Here is a 17,681-nt window from a genome sequence, read left to right as displayed (position 1 = left end):
CTGCGAAATGCAGGATCCCGCGCACTCCCAGCTTCCCCTCCGGGTGCGCGAGATCCTGGACATGCCCAACTCTCGCTGAGGGCACCGGAGATCGCAACCGGTACTGGAAATGATCAGCACGCAAGCATGAAGATACTATGGTTCTAAGCCAACCTGGGGGCGGGTGGTGATATTGACACCGGTTTAACACTCCGAGCGCGCCCCGGGTGTCGAAAGGACATGCGAAGGCCGGACCTCCGAGGAGGTCCGGCCTTCGCATCAGTCGGGCTCGGTCAGCCGGCCGTGCCCAGGAACGCCTCCCACCCGCCTGCCGGCGCCTGGCCGACGTTGAGCGTGCGCAGCTTGCGCAGGGTGGACTGGTCCTGCACCTCCAGCCACTCGACCAGCTGCTTGAAGGAGACCAGCCGCACGTCCGGCTTGGCGGCGACGGCCTTGAGCGTCTCCTCGACGGCGTCCATGTAGATGCCGCCGTTCCACTGCTCGAAGTGGTTGCCGATGAAGAACGGCGCCCGGTTGCTGTTGTAGGCGCGCTCGAAGCCGGCCAGGTAGGAGTCCCGGGCCTGGGTGCGCCAGTCGTTGTACTTGGCCGGGTCGCCCTTGGTGCTGCCGCCGGACTGGTTGGCCAGGATGTTGTAGTCCATCGACAGCACCTGGAAGGTGTGTCCGGGGAAGGGGATGGACTGCAGCGGGAAGTCCCAGACCTTGCCGTCCTGCACCTTCTGCGGCCATATCTGCAGCCCGCCGGAGGAGCTGGCGTCGTACTTCCAGCCCAGCTTCGCGGCGGTCGGCAGAAGCGCCTTCTGCCCCTCCAGGCACGGCGTACGGCCGCCGATGAGCTCCTTCTTGTAGTCGAACGGGAGCGGATCGACGTCGGTGAAGCCGGTGTTGGTCTTCCACTGCGTCACGAACCCGATCGCCTGGTCGATCTCGCTCTGCCAGTCCTCCGGGGTCCACATGTTGACCCCGTTCTTGTCGGGGCGGCTGGAGCAGAAGTGCCCGTTGAAGTGGGTGCCGATCTCGTGGCCGGCCAGCCAGGCCTGACTGATCAGCTTGAGGGTGCTCTTGACCGCGCCCTCTGACAGGAACGGGATGTCGGAGGCGCCGACCGAGTGCTTCGGCGGGTGGTACAGGTCGGCCTTGCCCTTGGGCAGGGCGTAGATCCCGGAGAGGAAGAAGGTCATCGTGGCCTTGTACTGCTCCGCCAGCTTGAGGAAGCGGGGGAACTGGCCGTCGTCGGTGCCGCCCGCGCCGTCCCAGGAGAAGACGACGAACTGCGGCGGCTTCTCACCCGGCTTGAGCTTCTCGGGCTTCGGCTGGTTCGGCTGCGGGCCGGTGTCCGCGTTCGAACCGTCACCGATCGGCGTGCCCTTGGGGACCGTGACCTTGGTCGGGTCCGGGGTGGCCGGCGGGACGGGCTCGGTGTTGCCGCCGGTGGGTGAGGAGCCCGGTCCCGAGCCGGTCCCGCCGCTGGAGCAGGCCGTGACTGCGCCGAGAGCCGCGGTCGCCGCGGTGGCACTGAGCACGGTTCTGCGCGAGATGCTGGTCATGGTCTCCCCTGGGTGCCGACGGCCGGTGGTGCGGGCAGCGCCGGGCGGTACCGGTCGAATCGGGCAATTGACAAGTATTCCGGCGCTGCTTGGCATGCGGACGCGACGGCTGCCGAGGTCGCCGGTCCGACGAGAGTCAACACGCCGACCGCACCCGACCCGGCTGCGGGAACGCGTGCTCTGTTGCGGTCCTGTGACGCTCGGCGCCTTCGCGCACTGCCAGATCAGTACGGTACCGCCGGGCGACCGGGGCCGGTCAGAGCTCCGGTCAGAGCGCGGCGAGTCGCCGGTTGCGTCGTACTATTCGCGCGATGGCGGTGCTGACGGTGGTGGCGGCCGCGCAGGAGACCCCCATGCTCAGCCACGCGGTGTCGAACCAGTGGCTGTTCAGCCAGCCCAGCGTCACGATGTACGCGGCCCAGACCAGCGCCGCCAGCGCCGACCAGTGCAGGAACCGGTGCGGATGGGCGCAGGAGTGGCCGATCGCCAGGTCGAGGACGGTCCGCCCGCCCGGCACGAACCGGGCGATCACCACCATCGCGGCGGCCGCCCCGCGCGGCCGTTCGACCAGCGCCTGCTGGACCCGGGACACGCTGGCCGCGAGCTGCGGGCGCCGGGTGAGCCGCCGCTGGAGCAGCGGGGCGCCGCGTCGGGCGAGGTGCAGCATCAGGAGGTCGCCGAGGAACGACGACACCGCCACCCCGAGGCCGAGCAGCACCGGGGCGCCGTCGATCTGCGCCGTCTTGAGCACGGCCAGGATGACCAGCGTGCCGCTCGGGATGAAGGGGAGCAGGGCGTCGCCGAGTACGGCGAACAGCGCCAGGGCGCAGATCCACGAGGATCCGATCGCCGCCACGAAGTTCAAGGCCCGTACTCCCTCCACGCCGCCCGGGGGAGCAGGTGGCTGCTGGGGTCAACGCTAGCGCCTCGACTGTTGACGCCATGAAGCACCCCGGGTATGCGCGGGATCACGGTGAGGAGACGAACGCGCCGCCGCCGGCGGCACCCGGGGTGGTCGTGATCCGTGTCACACTCCGCGCGGAATGGAAGTGGAATGGAACGAGCCCCCGGAGCGGGGTTGCCACTCCGGGGGCTCGCATGGATCGATCGGCACTGGTCCAGCCCGACGACCTTGTCGACGGAGCGCGGATCCCATCGAGCCTCGCTCCTGGTCACCAGCCTGCCGGACTCCGGCCGCCGATCGCGAGCCCTGCGGGTGGCGACTTCCCGCTCTGGCGTGAAGTCGCCACCCGTGTTCACCCGCTGGCTCTCCGTCAGCCGAACGGCCGGTCGGCGGCACGCCGGCCGTACGTCCGCCCGCAGGGGTGTGCTGCGGCACACCCCCGGACGGGAACAGCGAACCCGGACGCACGGTTGACGCCGATCGGCAGCAGTGACCGACACGACCGGAAGGGCGGACGGCATGACCACCGAGGACCAGCAGGCACACGACACCGAGCCGCCCGCCCACCCGGCGATCCGCGGCACAGCCCGCGGCACCGCGCCCGCCCCGCTCTCGATCCTCGACCTGGCCACCGTCGGTGTCGGCTACACGCCCGCCGAGGCGCTGGCCGCCACGACCGCACTGGCCCGCAGCGCCGAGCAGTGGGGCTACCACCGCTTCTGGGTGGCCGAGCACCACGGCATGCCCGGGATCGCCAGCTCCACCCCGGCCGTCCTCCTCGCCCACCTCGGCGCGCACACCACGACCCTGCGGCTCGGCTCCGGCGGGGTCATGCTCCCCAACCACGCCCCGCTGGCCGTCGCCGAGCAGTTCGGCCTGCTGGAGGCCCTGCACCCCGGCCGGATCGACCTCGGCCTCGGCCGCGCCCCGGGCACCGACCCGGCGACCGCCCGGGCGCTGCGCCGCGGGCTCACCGAGGGCGCCGACGACTTCCCGCAGCAGCTCGCCGAGCTGACCCACTTCCTCGACGGCGACTTCCCGGCCGGCCACCCCTACGCCCGGCTGACCGCCGTCCCCAAGGGCGAGGGGCGCCCGCCGGTCTGGCTGCTCGGCTCCTCGGGTTTCAGCGCGCAGCTGGCCGGCCGCCTCGGTCTGCCGTTCGCCTTCGCCCACCACTTCAGCAGCGCCAACACCCTCCCGGCGCTCGACCTCTACCGGGAGTCCTTCCGCCCCTCCGCCGTGCTCGCCGAGCCGTACGCGCTGATCGGTGTGAGCGCGGTCGCCGCCGACGACGCGGACTCCGCCCGCCGCCTGGCCCGCTCGGCCGCCCTCGGGATGCTCCGGCTGCGCCGTGGCAACCCCGGCCCGATCCCCACGCCCGAGGAGGCCGAGGCCTACCCGTACAGCCCGGCCGAGGCGGACTTCGTCGACGGCTGGCTGGACAACGTGGTGCTGGGCGCCCCGGGCGAGGTCGCGGACGGGCTGGAGGCGCTGCGCAAGCGGACCGGCGTGGACGAGCTGATGGTCACCTCGCACATCCACGGCCACGAGGCCCGGCTGCGCTCCTACGGCCTGATCGCCGAGGCGTACGGCCTGACCGCGGCCTCCTGACCGCCGTCCGACGGCTCCCGACCGCCCCGGCTACCGGCCGGGGCGGCCCTGGCGGAGCATGGCGGAGACGAGGTCGGCCCCGCCCGGCCGGGCGAAGTACCAGCCCTGGGCGGTGTCGCAGCCGGTCAGCCGGAGCCGCTCGGCCTGCGCGGCGTTCTCGATGCCCTCGGCCGTGACGGTCAGGCCGAGGGCGTGCGCGAGCCGCACCATCGCGCCGACGATCTGCTCGTCGGCGTCGCTGCGGCGCGCGTCCGGCTCGGCGAGCTCCGGGCGGCCCGCCGGTGCCGGGTCGCGGAAGCCCTCGATGAACATGCCGTCCAGCTTGAGCACGTGCACCGGCAGCCGGGAGAGGTACGCGAGGTTCGAGTAGCCGGTGCCGAAGTCGTCGATCGCGATCCGCACGCCCATGTCGGCGAGCGCCTGGAGGGCCTGGAGCGGGCGGCCGCCGGGGCCCAGCAGCGCGCTCTCGGTGATCTCCAGCTGGAGCAGCCGGGCGGGCAGGCCGGTGTGTTCGAGCGCCCGGGCCACGTCGGCGACGACGTCGGAGTCCCAGATCTGGCGAGCAGCCAGGTTGACGCTGACGAAGGTCTCGGTGTCGGGGAACTCGGTGAGCCACTGCCGGGCCTGGCGGCAGGACTCCTCCAGCACCCACGTGCCGAGCGGCACGATCGCGCCGGACTCCTCGGCGAGCGGGATGAAACGGTCCGGCGAGAGCGTCCCGTACCGGGGGTGGCGCCAGCGGACCAGGGCCTCCGCGCCGTGCACCGCGCCGTCGGCGAGACCGACCAGCGGCTGGTACTCGATGGTGAACTCGCCGCGCTCCAGGGCCGGTCGCAGCGCGGTGGCGAGCAGCTGGCGGGTCAGCTGGTGGGCGCCGCGGTCCGGGTCGTAGAGGGTCCAGCGGGCCCGGCCGTCCGCCTTGGACCAGTAGAGCGTGGCGTCGGCGTCCTTGACCAGGTCGATCGGGGTGGTCTCGTGCACGGACCGCTCGACGACGCCGACGCTGGCGGTGATCGCCAGGCGGTGTCCGGCGACGTCGAAGGGACGTTCCAGCACGTCGAGGATGCGGGCGGCCAGGTCGGTCAGCTCCGCGCTGCCCGCGCTGTCGGTGACCAGGACGGCGAACTCGTCGCCGCCCATCCGGGCCACCAGGTGGGCGTCGTGGCCCGAGAAGCCGCGGCGCAGCCGGGCGGCGACGGCGATCAGCAGCTGGTCGCCGATGTGGTGGCCGAGGGTCTCGTTGATCGCGGCGAAGCCGTCGAGGTCCAGGTAGCACAGGCCCACCCGGCGCCCCTCCGTCGGCGTGGCCTCGGTGAGGCAGGCGGCGTCGAGGCGTTCGAAGAAGTAGGTGCGGTTGGGCAGCCGGGTCAGCGGGTCGTGCAGGGCCTGGTACTCCAGGCGGTCGCCGAGCCGGCGCTGCTCGGTGATGTCCTCGACCAGGGCGAGGGTGTAGAGCGGGCGCCCGGCGCCGTCCCGGATCAGCGAGACGGTCACCTTGCTCCAGACCGTGCGGCCCTCGCGGTGCTTGAGCTGCTTCTCCACCCGGAACCGCTCGCGCCCGCCGTCGACGAGTTCGGGGAAGAGCCGGAGCGGCATGCCCTCCGGGTCGATGATGTCGTGCAGGTGGGTGCGGACCAGCTCGCCGACGCTGCGTCCGATCAGCGCCGCGAAGGCGGGGTTGACCTCGATGATCCGGTCGTCGGGGTCGATCAGCGCCATGCCGATGACCGCGTCGCAGAATGCGGCCCGGAAGCGGGACTCGCCGTCGCCGGCCCGGTGCGCGCCGTTGGTCAGCGGCGCCGAGCAGGTGGGGCAGCGGACCACCTCGGCGACCACCTCGTGGACCACCTCGGCGACCACCTCGTGGACCACCTCGGCGACCGGCTCCGGGACGGGGTCGGGCTCGCGCGGTTCGTCCAGGACCACGCCTGGGTGGTGAGCGTCGGCCCCCTCGTTCTGGCCCGGCACGGCATGCTCCCGTCCGCTGCTGACGCTTGCTGCTGGTCCGCCCGGTCACCCGGGACTGCGGCGGCCGGCTCCGCACTCTGTCGCGGTCCTCGGAGTCGGTCCGGCGCGGGGCGCCCGGCGGGGGCGCTGTCGCGTGGAGACCCGCGTGAAGAACAGGGCGCTGCGGCAGATCATAGGACGCGGTGGCAACGCGCGGTGACCGCCGCCAGGGTGATTCGACCCTCTTTGGGAGCAAGTGTGGCGGTACATGCGGACGCCCCCGGTACACATCACATGATGTGCGCCAGGGGCGCGAGCGCCAACCCTGCGCCCCCGGGCGCCGGTTGCGCGCCGGGGGTGGGAACGGGGCGCGGAGGAACGCCGGCGACGACGGAGAACGCCGAGAGCCGCCGGAGCGTCAGGCCAGCCTGGCCGTCAGGGTGATGGTGGTGCCGGTCAGGGCCTTGCTGACCGGGCAGTTCGCCTTCGCGTCCTCGGCGGCCTTGACGAAGCCGGCCTCGTCCAGACCGGGGACCTCACCGGTGACGGTGAGGTGGACGCCGGTGATGCCGGTGCCGGGCTGGAAGGTGACGTCGGCCTGGGTGTCCAGCCTGGTGGGCGGGGTGCCGGCGCCGGCCAGACCGTTCGACAGGGCCATCGAGAAGCACGCGGAGTGCGCGCCGGCGATCAGCTCCTCCGGGCTGGTCTTGCCGCCCGGCTGCTCGGCGCGGGCCGGCCAGGAGACGGGGAACTCGCCGATGCCGGACGAGGCGAAGGTCACCTGCCCCTTGCCGTCGACCAGGTTGCCTTCCCAGGCGGTGCGGGCGGTGCGGGTGGTTGCCACGATCGGTACCTCCGTTGCTGAGGAACTGGTGATGCGTCACTTCCGGTCATGCACGCACCAGCCTACGGGCAGGCCCGGGTGCGCTCCGGTGCACCGCGGGCGCCGGGCGGTGCGTACGCCGTCCGGATCGTGGACGGTTGGACCGAATGGTGCGGGTCCGCCCCGGGGGCCCTGTTAGATTGACCCGGGCCCGAGCCCGGCCGCCGTACGGCCGGGTGTCCACCACCAGCCTCCGGGAGCCGCCGCGATGACGGACCACCCCACGACCCCCGACGTCGGCCTGCCCGAGGGGATCGACGATGCCGTACGGGCCGAGCTGACCAGCCTGCGCGAGAGCATCGACAACATCGACGCCGCGGTGGTCCACATGCTGGCCGAGCGTTTCAAGGCGACCCAGCGGGTCGGCCGGCTGAAGGCCGAGCACAAGCTGCCCCCGGCCGATCCGGCGCGGGAGCGGGACCAGATCCGGCGGCTGCGCGAACTCGCGGCCGGGGCCAAGCTGGACCCGGTCTTCGCCGAGAAGTTCCTGAACTTCATCATCGCCGAGGTCATCCGGCACCACGAGGCGATCGCCCGCTCCTGAGGGGGCCGCGCCCCTGGCCGCACCCGATGATGTCGGGTTGGGCTAAATGCCGGATTTCACGAGGCTCCACGGTTGGCGTAGCGTGCAGATTTCCGCAGCCGGAGAGGTGGAGCAGCGACGATGGCGGTGAACCTGCCCGAAACGCCCAGCGAGGCCGGGGCCGGTCCGGCCCCCGCCCCCGGCGGCCGTGCCGAGGCCCGTCGCCGTGCCCGCGGCGGGCGGGGCCGCGGGGTCCGGCGCACCGGACACAGGTCCCGGCCGTGGTGGATCGAGGTCCCGGCGATGCTGGCGGTCGGCCTGGGGGTCGCGCTGCTGATCAAGACCTCCCTGTTCCAGGTGTTCACCATCCCCTCCGGCTCGATGGAGAACACGCTGCGGGTCGGCGACCGGGTCGGGGTGAACAAGCTGGCGCCGCTGACCGGCTGGAAGCCGGAGCCGGGGCAGCCGGTGGTCTTCAAGGACCCGGGCGACTGGCTGCCGCCGCAGCCCATCGACGGCAACCCGGTCACCCACGCGATGACCTCGGCGCTGAGCTTCGTCGGGCTGGTGCCGCCGAAGGACAACTACCTCGTCAAGCGGGTCATCGCGACCGGCGGCCAGACCGTGCAGTGCACCGGCACCACGCTGACCGTGGACGGCAGGAAGGTCGACGAGCCGTACCTGCACGCCGGGGACGACTCCTGCGCGCACCTGAACTTCGGGCCGGTGACGGTGCCCGCGGGCCACATCTGGGTCGAGGGCGACCACCGCAGCGACTCGGCCGACTCCCGCTACCACCGGAGCGGCCCGGGCGGCGGCGCCGTGCCGGTGGACGACGTGGTCGGGCCGGTGTCGGCCGTCGTGTGGCCGCTCAACCACCTCGACTGGTTCGGCTGGGTCGGCCGCTGACCGTGCGCTCGGCGGCCACCGGCTCCCGGGCTTCCAGCGTCGATCCGACGGGCTCCGGCGTGGCCGCGGCGACATCCGGGGCCACCTCCTGCTCCGGCGGCTTGCCGGCCTGGGCCGCGAACGCCCCGGCGAGCACCAGCAGGCCGCCCGCCAGCTGCGGCAGGCCCAGGTGCTCGCCGAGCAGGACCCAGGCCAGCACCGTGGCGACGACGGCCTCCAGGTTGGCCACCACGCCGGCGACCGGGGGCGAGAGGTGCCCGACGGCGATCACGCCGGTCAGGTAGGCGATGACGGTCGCGACCAGCACCATCCAGGCGGCCGGGACGAGCGCGGGCACCGAATGCCCGTTCATCAGCACGTTCCCGCCCAGCGGGCTCCAGTCGGCCTCCCAGGGCCGGGTCAGCACGGTGAGCACGACCGAGCCGATCAGGAGGCCGTACGCGCTGACCGCCATCGGGTCGACCGGGCGTTCGCCCCGGCGGCCGGCGTCGGCCAGCACGAAGTAGCCGACCTGGCAGCAGGCCGCGCCGAGGGCGAACAGCACGCCGAGCGCGTCGAAGCTCAGGCCGTTCCAGACCTCCACCACGCAGGCCAGCCCGGCCACCGCGACCCCGGCGCCGATCGCCGCGCCCCGGCTGATCGGCCTGCGCTGAACGAACCTGACGTAGCCGATGAGCAGCGGCGGCCCGAGGTACTCGATCAGCAGGGCCACGCCGACCGGGATCCGGGAGATCGCCGCGAAGTAGCAGGCCTGGACGCCGGCCACGGCGAGCAGGCCGAAGCCGAGCAGCAGTCCCGGCCGGCGGAGCACGGCGCCGCGGTGGCGGTAGGCGATCGGCAGCAGCGCCACGGCGGCGCCGGTGACCCGTAGCCAGACCACGTGGAGCGGCGAGAGGCCGGCCTCGATCAGCGGCTTCGCGGCGGTGCCGGAGCCGCCGAACGCGACTGCGGAGGCCAGCGCGAGGCCGAGGCCGAGGGTTCGGCCCGAGGGGCGGGTGGGCGTGGCCGTTGATTGGTGCACCGACGCATTGTGACAGTCATACCGGCGATCCGGTAAGGCGCCATTTCGCTATTCGGTCCTGCGCAGAACTGTACGCAACGGCGTATTCACCCACCCCACGGGGCCAGGGTCACTGCCCGGGCGCGGCCCCCGCCCCGATGAGGGCGTTCGCCCCGCCCGTGGGCTGGGTGGTGGGCTGCGCCGGCGGGGCCGTCGTCGGCTCCGGGGTCGGCGTGGGCTTCGACGTCGGCCGGCCGGTCGGCTGCGACGTGGGCGGGGCGGTCGGCTGCGTCGTCGGCTCCGTGGTCGGCGCGGTGGTCGCACCGCCGGAGTTCGAGCCACCGGAGTTCGGGCCACCGGAGTTCGAGCCACCGGAGTTCGAGCCGTTCGAGTTCGAGCCGCCGTTCGACCAGCCGGAGCCCGACCAGCCGCTCGGCGGGGTGGTCGGGCCGCCGGGGTTCGCGCCGCCCGTGGGCGTGCTCGTCGACGGGGCGGTGGACGGCGCGGACGGGGTGGCGGGCTCGTCCGCGGCGCCGGAGCCGTCGCCGTTCGACGGCGCCGGGAAGTCGCTCACCGGCAGGCCTTTGAGCGCGGCCTTCATGTAGCCGGTCCAGATCTGCGCCGGGTACTGGCCGCCCGCCGCGCCGTCGATCCCGCCGACGCCGTTCAGGCTGACCTGCGAGCCGTTGGCCGGGTCCTGACCGAACAGCGCCACCGAGGTGACCAGCTCGGGGGTGTAGCCGACGAACCAGACCGACTTCTGGTCGTCCGTCGTACCGGTCTTGCCGGCCACCGGGCGGCCCAGCGCCTTCGCACGCCAGCCGGTGCCGCCCGGGTCGCTCACCACGCCCTGGAGTATCGAGGTGACCTCGTTCGCGGTGTCCGCGCCGATCGCCTGGGTGGTCTTGTGCGCGGGCAGCTGCACGGCCTCGCCCTCGCGGTCCACCGACTGCACCAGCCACGGGGTGATCTGCTTGCCCCCGTTGTCCAGCGTGGCGTAGACGCCGGCCATGTCCAGCACGCTCGGGGTGGCCGCGCCCAGCGTGATCGACGGCACCGGGTCGAACCCCGGGGTGTTGCCGGGCAGACCCAGCGCGACCCCGGTGTCCTTGACCTTCTGCAGCCCGGTGTCCTGGGCGAGCTGCGCGAACGCGGAGTTCACCGACCAGTCGGTGGCCTGCTGGAGGGTGATCGGGCCGTAGCTCCTGTCGCCCTCGTTCGGCGGCGCGTACGGGGTGCCCGTGCCGCCGCGGACCTTGCGGCCGCTGGTGCCGTCGTAGATCGTGCGCGGGGTGACGGTCCGGCCGTCCTGGGTCCTGGCGTCGTTCTCGAACGCGGCGGCGAGCGTGATCGCCTTGAACGTCGAACCGGCCTGGTAGTCCCGCCGGGTCGCGTTGTCGACGAAGTGCTTGACGTAGTCGACGCCGCCGTACAGGGCGACGACCGCGCCGGTCTTCGGGTCCACCGAGACGGCGCCGGCCTGGGCCGCCGCGTCCTTCTTCCGCTTGTCAGGGTTCAGGGTGTCGTGCAGCTGCGTCTGCACCGCGCCCTGCAGCGCCTGCTGGCGGGCCGGGTCGATGCTCAGCTTGATCGTGTAGCCGCCCTTGGCCAGTTCGGTCTCGCTGATGACCCCGGTCGAGGTGAGGTACTGGGTCGCCGCGTCCACCAGGTAGCCGGACTGGCCGGACAGACCCGGGTTGGGCTGCGGGTCCTTGACCTCGGGGAAGGAGGCCTTGGCCCGCACGTCGGCGGACAGCCAGCCCTCCTTGACCATGCCGTCCATGACGTAGTTCCAGCGGTTGACGGCGTTCTGCTTGCCCGCCGGGGTCGCGGTGGCGACGTCGTAGGCGCTGGGAGCGTTCAGCAGGGTGGCCAGGTAGGCGCCCTGGGCCGGGTCGAGCGCGGAGGCGTCGACGCCGAAGTAGGCCTGGGCGGCGGCCTGGATGCCGTAGGCGCCGCGGCCGTAGTAGGAGGTGTTGAGGTAGCCGGAGAGGATGTCGTCCTTGCTCTCGGTGGCGTCCACCTTGATCGCTATGAAGAGTTCCTTCACCTTGCGGGTGATCGACTGCTTCTGGTTCAGGTACGTGTTCTTCACGTACTGCTGGGTGATGGTGGAGCCGCCCTGGGTGCCCTCGCCCGTGGCGGTGTTGAGGGCGGCGCGGACCAGGCCCTGCGCGTCGACGGCGCCCTCGTGGTAGAAGCTCCGGTCCTCGGCGGCCAGCGCGGCGTGCTGGGCGACGGGGGAGACCTTGTCCAGGCCGACGTTCTGCCGGTTGGTCTGGCCGGTGCGGGTGATCACCGAGCCATCGGCGTAGAGCCAGGTGTTGCTCTGCGCGGTCGCCGCGGCGTGTGCGTCCGGGACCTTCACGAGCGCGACGCCGAGCGCGAAGAGGCCGACGCCGAGCAGGATCGCGCAGGCCAGACCGAGCAGCGTCATCCGCCAGGTCGGTATCAGCCGGCGCCAGCCGGTGCGCTTCGGGCGGCGCGGCTTGTCGCCACCGGCCGCGGGCCCGTAGGGAGAGGGCGCAGAGGGCGAGGAATCAGTGCGCGTCAGGCGCTTGAGCGGCCCGAGGCCGATCGATGGCACACGACGGCCGCTCTGGGCATCTCTGGACAAGGCGCGGCCTTTCCTGCGGCCGGACCGGGCCAGCCTGCACAGACGGGGACAAGGCGGTTGGTGGCCTTTGTCCCGATTCCGGGTTACTGCCCAGGACGAGCGGTACGGGCCGGTCGACTCCGTCGGAGCGGCAATCGAGACCGACATCACACGCAAAACGGACGCCGCAGGGCAAAAAAGTTGGGGAGCCCCTCGCTGTCGCGAGAGACTCCCCACTGTCTGTGCGCCGCCAGGGACTCGAACCCCGGACCCGCTGATTAAGAGTCAGCTGCTCTAACCAACTGAGCTAGCGGCGCCTGCTGACCTGGAAAACAATACACGCTTCCGAGGGGTGCCCCGTACCCCGGAGCGCCGCTGTGGAGCCGGCTGCCCCGAAGGTGTCCGCTTCCTCCCGGTTGGGGGCGACTTCGCCGCCGGTTACGGTGGAAACGTGCCAAGCCCCACCGCCGGACGCTTCGCCCCCGGCCGGGAGCCGGTATGACGGCGGCCGGCACCACGCCCGTCCGGGCCGCCTTCCTGCGCATCGACGGCATCCCGCTGCATGTCCGCACCGAAGGCGACGGCCCGGTGTGCCTGCTCACCGGCGGCCTCGGCAGCAGCTGGTTCGACTGGGACCTCGTCGTCCCCTTCCTCACCCCCTACCGCACCGTCGTCCGCTTCGACCGGCCCGGCTACGGGCTGAGTGCACCCGAGCCCGCCACCGGCCGCCCCGCCCCGACTGCGGCCGGCGAGGCCGAGCGCATCCGGGCCGTGCTGGACGCCCTCGGGATGCGCGAGCCGTGCACCCTCGCCGGCCACTCGCTGGCCGGGTTCCACGTGGAGGCGTTCGCCCGGCTCCACCCGGACCGGGCGGCCGGCCTGGTCCTCGTCGACGGCAGCGTCGAACCCGCGCCCCGGCCGCTGCCCGCCCCCGGGCTGCGCGACCTCGCGGCGCGGACGGCCGCGGGCGCCGCCACCGCCCTCGCCGTGCCCTACCTGTTCGGCCCGCTCGGCCGGCGGCTGACCGCCCGGCTCTCCACCGTCCGCGGCGAGGACCTCGCCCCGGCGCCGCTCGTCCGGCACTGCTACCGCACCGGCCGGGCCCTGCGCGCGCTGCTCCGGGAGAATGCGCGCTACCTGGACGTCGCCGCCGAGCTCGACGTGCTGCGCCGCACCCGGCCGCTGCCCGAAGGCCTGCCCGTCACCGTGCTCGCCGCCGACGACGGCCTGCGGACCCGCCGCACCGAGGACTGGCTCGCCGGCCAGCGGGAGCTCGCCGCCCTGCTCGGTGCCGACTTCCGCACCACCGCTCCGGCCGGGCACCTGGTGATGTTCGACCGGCCCGACGCGGTGGCCTCGGCGATCCTCGACACGCGCTGAGCCCGGGCGGAGCCGGAAACACCGGAAGGCCCCCCGCTCTCGCGAAGGGCCTTCCGGCTGTCTGTGCGCCGCCAGGGACTCGAACCCCGGACCCGCTGATTAAGAGTCAGCTGCTCTAACCAACTGAGCTAGCGGCGCCTGCTGACCTGGAAGACATTACACGGCGCCGGGGCGATCCGCCGAATCGCATTCGAGTGATAACCCTACGTGACGAGAGGCTCTGGGAAGTGGCAGGCCGCCTGGTGGCCGTCCCCCGCGAGCGCCGGCCTCTCCTGCTCGCACCGTGCCCGTGATCCCGGCTCCGCCAGACGCGCGTAGACCGGGCAGCGGGTGCGGAAGGGGCAGCCGGCGTGCCGCCGGGTGGGGGAGGGCGGGTCGCCGGCGAGGAGGATCCGGTCCCGGGCGCGTTCGGCGGCGGGGTCGGGGATCGGGACGGCGGAGAGCAGCGCGCGGGTGTAGGGGTGGCGGGGGCGGTCGAAGACGGCCGAGACCTCGCCCTGTTCGACGGTCCGTCCGAGGTACATGACGCTGACCCGGTCGGCGAGGTGCCGGATCACCGAGAGGTCGTGCGAGACGAACAGGTAGGAGAGGCCCAGTTCGGCCTTGAGCGACTGCAGCAGGTTGAGCACCCCGGCCTGGATGGAGACGTCCAGCGCGGAGACCGGCTCGTCCAGCACCAGCAGCTTCGGTCGCACGGCCAGGGCGCGTGCGATGGAGATGCGCTGGCGCTGCCCGCCGGAGAACTGGTGGGGGTACCTCGCGGCGTGCTCCGGGTCGAGGCCGACCTGGCGCAGCAGTTCGGGCACCCGGCGGGCGATCTCCTCGCGGGCGGCGCGCTGGGCGCGCAGGGGCTCGGCGACGATGTCGCCGACGGGCATTCGCGGGTCCAGGCTCGCCATCGGGTCCTGGAAGACGATCTGCAGTTGGGCCCGCAGTCGGTGGGCCTCGGCGCGGGTGAGCGTTGCGGTGTCGTGTCCGAGGAGTTCGATCCGGCCGGTGCCGAGAGCGGCGAGGTTCAGCAGCTCGAACAGCGTCGTGGACTTGCCGGAGCCGGATTCGCCGACCAGGCCCAGGGTTTCGCCCTCCCGGATGTCGAGGTCGACGCCGTCCACGGCGTGCACCTCGCCGACCTTGCGCTTGAACACGGTGCCCTTGAGGAGCGGAAACGTTCTGCCGAGCCCGCTGACCGAGAGCACCTGCGCCCGTGCGTCCCGGTCCCCGGTCACGGCGGCGGGCGGCACCCGCGGCACGGGGTACACCTCGGTCGGCGCGGGCCGCCGTTCGGCGAGCTCCGCCGCCCGCACGCAGGCCGCCAGGTGTTCGCCGTCCCCGGCCGGCCGTGTCCCCGCCGGCTGTGTCCCCACCAGTGGGGGCTCCGCCACCGAGCAGCGTGCCTCCGCGAGCGGGCAGCGCGCGGCGAACGGGCAGCCGGGCGGCAGGTCGGCGGGCTGCGCGGGCGTGCCGGGGATCGGGACGAGCGGGCCGCCGCGACCGTCCAGCCGGGGTACCGCACCGATCAGGCCGAGCGTGTACGGGTGGCGGGGGGCCGCGAACAGTTCGTCCACCCCGGCCGTCTCGACCACGCGGCCCGCGTACATCACCGCGACCCGGTCGGCCGTCCCGGCGATCACCCCGAGGTCGTGGCTGACCAGCACCAGCGCCGCGCCGGTCTCCCGCCGGGCGGTGCGCAGCACGTCGAGCACCTGGGCCTGGATGGTGACGTCCAGCGCGGTGGTGGGTTCGTCGGCGAGCAGGATGTCGGGCTCGTTGGCGACGGCCATGGCGATCATCGCGCGCTGGCGCATGCCGCCGGAGAACTCGTGCGGGAACCTGTCCAGGGCCTGCTCGGGGGCCGGGATGCCGACCAGGTCCAGGAGTTCGGCGCCGCGGCGGCGGGCGGTGGCCCTGTCGACCGGCTGGTGGATGCGGATCGCCTCGGCGATCTGGTCGCCGATCCGGTAGACCGGGGTGAAGGCGGAGAGCGGGTCCTGGAAGACCATCGCGACGCGCCGGCCGCGGATCGCGGCGAGTTCCCGACCGGGCAGCCCGACCAGCTCCCGCCCGTCCAGCCGCACCGATCCGCGGATGCTCGCCGTCCCGGGCAGCAGGCCGAGGACGGACAGCGCGGTGACGGACTTGCCGGAGCCGGACTCGCCGACGATGCCGAGGGTTTCGCCGCGCCGCAGGGTGAGGTCCACCCCGCGGACGGCGGGGACCGGGCCGCGCGGCCCGGCGAAGTCCACCCGCAGGTCGCGGACGGCGAGCAGCGGGGTTTCGGTGGTGGTGGTCACGGCTTCTTCCTGCGGACTCGGCGGGGCGTCCCGGCGGTGGGGTCGAGGGCGTCGCGCAGCCCGTCGCCGATCAGGTTGACGGCGAGGACGAACAGCACCAGCAGCCCGGCGGGGAAGTAGAACAGCCAGGGGAACACCGGGGCTTCGCTGGTGCCGGCGGCGAGCAGGGTGCCGAGCGAGACGTCCGGCGGTTTGACGCCGAAGCCGAAGTAGGAGAGCGCGGTCTCGCTCATCACGGCGCCGCCGACGGCGATGGTGGCGTCGATGATGAGGAAGGAGGCGACGTTCGGCAGGATGTGCCGGCTGATGATCCGCAGCGGCCGGACGCCCATGAACCGTGCGGCGCGGACGAATTCGCGCTCGCGCAGCGAGATCGTCATGGAGCGGACCACCCGGGCGGTGATCATCCAGTTGAACAGGGCGAGCAGTAGGACGAAGGCGAGCCAGCCGGTGCTCTTCAGCCGGGGCGAGACGATGGTGATGATCAGGAAGCTGGGGAAGACCAGCAGCAGGTCCACCAGGAACACCAGCGCCCGGTCGGTCCAGCCGCCGAAGTAGCCCGCACAGGCGCCGACCAGACCGGCCAGCACGGTGGAGAACAGCGCCACCAGCAGACCGATGATCAGCGACTTCTGCAGCCCGCGGACGACCTGGGCGAAGACGTCCTGCCCGATCCCGTTGGTGCCGAACCAGTGCTGGGCGGACGGCGGTTGGTGCAGCGCGGTGAAGTCCGGGGTGGCGTAGTCCCAGGGCGTCAGGTACGGGCCGCCGAAGGCGAGCGCGAACAGCAGCAGGACGACGGCGGCCCCGGTGACGGCCGCGCGGGCGGCGAGCAGCCGGGTGAGGACGAGCCGGCCGCGCCCGGTGGCCCGGGGCGCCGTGACGGGTTCGTCCGCGACGATGGTGGTCACGTCAGGTCACCTCCGGTCAGGACCGCACGCGCGGGTCGAGGGCGGCGTGGAGGGTGTCGGCGAGGAAGCCGGAGCCGAGCACCACGACGGCGGTGAACAGGTTGACCGCCACCACGGAGTTGACGTCCTGTTCGTTGATCGACTGGATCAGCCACTCGCCCATGCCGTGCCAGCCGAAGATGGTCTCGGTGAACACCGCACCCGTGAAGATGCCGAGGAAGCTGTAGGCGAACATGGTCGACATCGGGATGACGGCCGTCCGCAGCCCGTGCCTGAGCAGGGCGCGGCCGCGGGTGAGGCCCTTGGCCTCGGCGGTGCGCAGGTAGTCCGAGCCGAGCACGTCGAGCATGATGCCGCGCTGGTAACGGCTGTAGGTGGCGAGGCCGTGCAGTGCCAGCGACATGGTGGGCAGCAGCAGGTGGAGCGCCCAGTCGGCGAGGTGGGTGCCGAGGCCGCCGGCGAGCCCCGGGGTCTCGTAGCCGGTGAACGGGACGACCTCGTGACCGGCCGCGTCCTTGGCGGCGATGGCGCCGTTCTTGAGGAAGAGAGCGACCAGGAAGACCGGGGTGGAGAGCAGGACGAAGGACAACAGGGTGAGCAGCCGGTCGGAGATCCGGTACTGCCGCACGGCGCTCCAGGCCCCGGCCGCGACACCGAGCACCATGCCGAGCAGGCTGCCGATCAGCAGCAGTCGCAGCGAGACCCACACCCGCCGGCCGAAGTCGTCCGCCACCGGGGTGTCGTGGATGGTCCGGCCGAGGTCGCCGTGGAGCATGCCGCCGGCCCAGTGGCCGAAGCGGACGACCACCGGGGTGTGGTCGTTCAGGTTGAGGTCGGTGAGCTGACGCTCGACCGATTCGGCGGCGGGCCGGGGGACCTTGGCCTCGAAGTAGGTGCGCGGTTGGAGGGCGGTCGCGGATATCGCGTACGCCAGGAACACGGCGGCGATCAGCAGCACCGCGTAGTAGCTCAGCCGCTTCGCCAGGTAGCGGAGCATCAACGGCCGCCCGGGGTGGGGGCGGGGCCGACGCGTCTGGTGGGCATCGGGTGGTGGCCTTCGGTCGGTGGCCCGGTGCGGGCCGGTCTGGGAGGCAGCAGGTCAGAGTGTTGCAGCGGTGTACGGCCGTGGCGTTGCGGGAGTGTTGCGCCGTATGACGTCTGGATCAGATGTCAACTCCT

General features: G+C 72.7%; 13 protein-coding genes and 2 tRNA genes. 4 read left to right on the top strand and 11 right to left on the bottom strand.

Features of this window, described 5'->3' with window-relative positions:
• Positions 1-272 precede the first annotated feature (272 nt).
• Together F7Q99_RS08770 and F7Q99_RS08765 are read right to left on the bottom strand one after the other, a co-directional pair.
• Positions 273-1,547 carry a polysaccharide deacetylase family protein gene (locus tag F7Q99_RS08770; RefSeq protein WP_153460768.1) on the bottom strand — a complete coding sequence of 425 codons (1,275 nt, stop codon included), beginning with the start codon at positions 1,545-1,547 and terminating at the stop codon, positions 273-275.
• A gap of 268 nt (positions 1,548-1,815) precedes the next feature.
• Positions 1,816-2,403: a DedA family protein gene (locus F7Q99_RS08765; protein ID WP_326847182.1), complete on the bottom strand. Its 588-nt coding sequence runs from the start codon at positions 2,401-2,403 to the stop codon at positions 1,816-1,818.
• Positions 2,404-2,970: 567 nt separating this feature from the next.
• On the opposite strand from F7Q99_RS08765, the gene F7Q99_RS08760 reads away from it, so the two are divergent.
• On the top strand, positions 2,971-4,062 hold the full coding sequence (locus tag F7Q99_RS08760; protein ID WP_153460766.1) for an LLM class flavin-dependent oxidoreductase: 1,092 nt from the start codon (positions 2,971-2,973) through the stop codon (positions 4,060-4,062).
• A 30-nt stretch (positions 4,063-4,092) separates the two neighbouring features.
• Here F7Q99_RS08760 and F7Q99_RS08755 read toward each other — a convergent pair whose 3' ends face one another.
• The gene (locus tag F7Q99_RS08755) at positions 4,093-6,030 is read right to left on the bottom strand and encodes a putative bifunctional diguanylate cyclase/phosphodiesterase (protein ID WP_326846442.1); all 1,938 of its coding nucleotides are present in this window, start codon (positions 6,028-6,030) and stop codon (positions 4,093-4,095) included.
• 397 nt (positions 6,031-6,427) lie between these two features.
• Positions 6,428-6,853, bottom strand: a complete 426-nt coding sequence (locus F7Q99_RS08750) for an OsmC family protein (RefSeq protein WP_326846441.1) — start codon at positions 6,851-6,853, stop codon at positions 6,428-6,430.
• 247 nt (positions 6,854-7,100) lie between these two features.
• Between F7Q99_RS08750 and F7Q99_RS08745 the strand changes: the two genes are divergently transcribed.
• Together F7Q99_RS08745 and lepB are read left to right on the top strand one after the other, a co-directional pair.
• On the top strand, positions 7,101-7,436 hold the full coding sequence (locus F7Q99_RS08745; RefSeq protein ID WP_153460765.1) for a chorismate mutase: 336 nt from the start codon (positions 7,101-7,103) through the stop codon (positions 7,434-7,436).
• 120 nt (positions 7,437-7,556) lie between these two features.
• Positions 7,557-8,324: a signal peptidase I gene (gene lepB, locus F7Q99_RS08740; protein WP_153460764.1), complete on the top strand. Its 768-nt coding sequence runs from the start codon at positions 7,557-7,559 to the stop codon at positions 8,322-8,324.
• Here lepB and F7Q99_RS08735 read toward each other — a convergent pair.
• The 3 genes from F7Q99_RS08735 to F7Q99_RS08725 form a co-directional block, all read right to left on the bottom strand.
• Positions 8,287-9,345 carry an EamA family transporter gene (locus F7Q99_RS08735; RefSeq protein ID WP_326846440.1) on the bottom strand — a complete coding sequence of 353 codons (1,059 nt, stop codon included), beginning with the start codon at positions 9,343-9,345 and terminating at the stop codon, positions 8,287-8,289. The two genes, lepB and F7Q99_RS08735, sit on opposite strands and share 38 nt — an antisense overlap.
• Before the next feature lie 109 nt (positions 9,346-9,454).
• Complete coding sequence (locus F7Q99_RS08730; protein WP_195911023.1) at positions 9,455-11,761, bottom strand: transglycosylase domain-containing protein; 2,307 nt, start codon at positions 11,759-11,761, stop codon at positions 9,455-9,457.
• A 402-nt stretch (positions 11,762-12,163) separates the two neighbouring features.
• A tRNA-Lys gene (locus F7Q99_RS08725) sits at positions 12,164-12,237 on the bottom strand.
• A gap of 181 nt (positions 12,238-12,418) precedes the next feature.
• On the opposite strand from F7Q99_RS08725, the gene F7Q99_RS08720 reads away from it, so the two are divergent.
• Positions 12,419-13,300 carry an alpha/beta fold hydrolase gene (locus F7Q99_RS08720; protein ID WP_153460762.1) on the top strand — a complete coding sequence of 294 codons (882 nt, stop codon included), beginning with the start codon at positions 12,419-12,421 and terminating at the stop codon, positions 13,298-13,300.
• A 64-nt stretch (positions 13,301-13,364) separates the two neighbouring features.
• On the opposite strand, the gene F7Q99_RS08715 is transcribed toward F7Q99_RS08720, so the two are convergent.
• The 4 genes from F7Q99_RS08715 to F7Q99_RS08700 form a co-directional block, all read right to left on the bottom strand.
• Positions 13,365-13,438, bottom strand: a tRNA-Lys gene (locus tag F7Q99_RS08715).
• Between the two features lie 65 nt (positions 13,439-13,503).
• Entirely contained in the window at positions 13,504-15,591 is a 2,088-nt protein-coding gene (locus tag F7Q99_RS08710; protein ID WP_326846439.1) for an ABC transporter ATP-binding protein, read from the bottom strand.
• Entirely contained in the window at positions 15,588-16,502 is a 915-nt protein-coding gene (locus F7Q99_RS08705; RefSeq protein WP_326846438.1) for an ABC transporter permease, read from the bottom strand. Before F7Q99_RS08705 ends, F7Q99_RS08710 begins: the two co-directional genes overlap by 4 nt.
• A 16-nt stretch (positions 16,503-16,518) precedes the next feature.
• Complete coding sequence (locus F7Q99_RS08700) at positions 16,519-17,499, bottom strand: ABC transporter permease (protein ID WP_153460760.1); 981 nt, start codon at positions 17,497-17,499, stop codon at positions 16,519-16,521.
• Positions 17,500-17,681: the final 182 nt, after the last annotated feature.

The organism is Streptomyces kaniharaensis (genome assembly GCF_009569385.1).
In the GTDB taxonomy this organism is placed as follows: Bacteria; Actinomycetota; Actinomycetes; order Streptomycetales; family Streptomycetaceae; genus Kitasatospora; species Kitasatospora kaniharaensis.
Note: the sequence above shows the minus strand (reverse complement) of the source record. Positions and strands in the feature narration are given on the sequence as shown.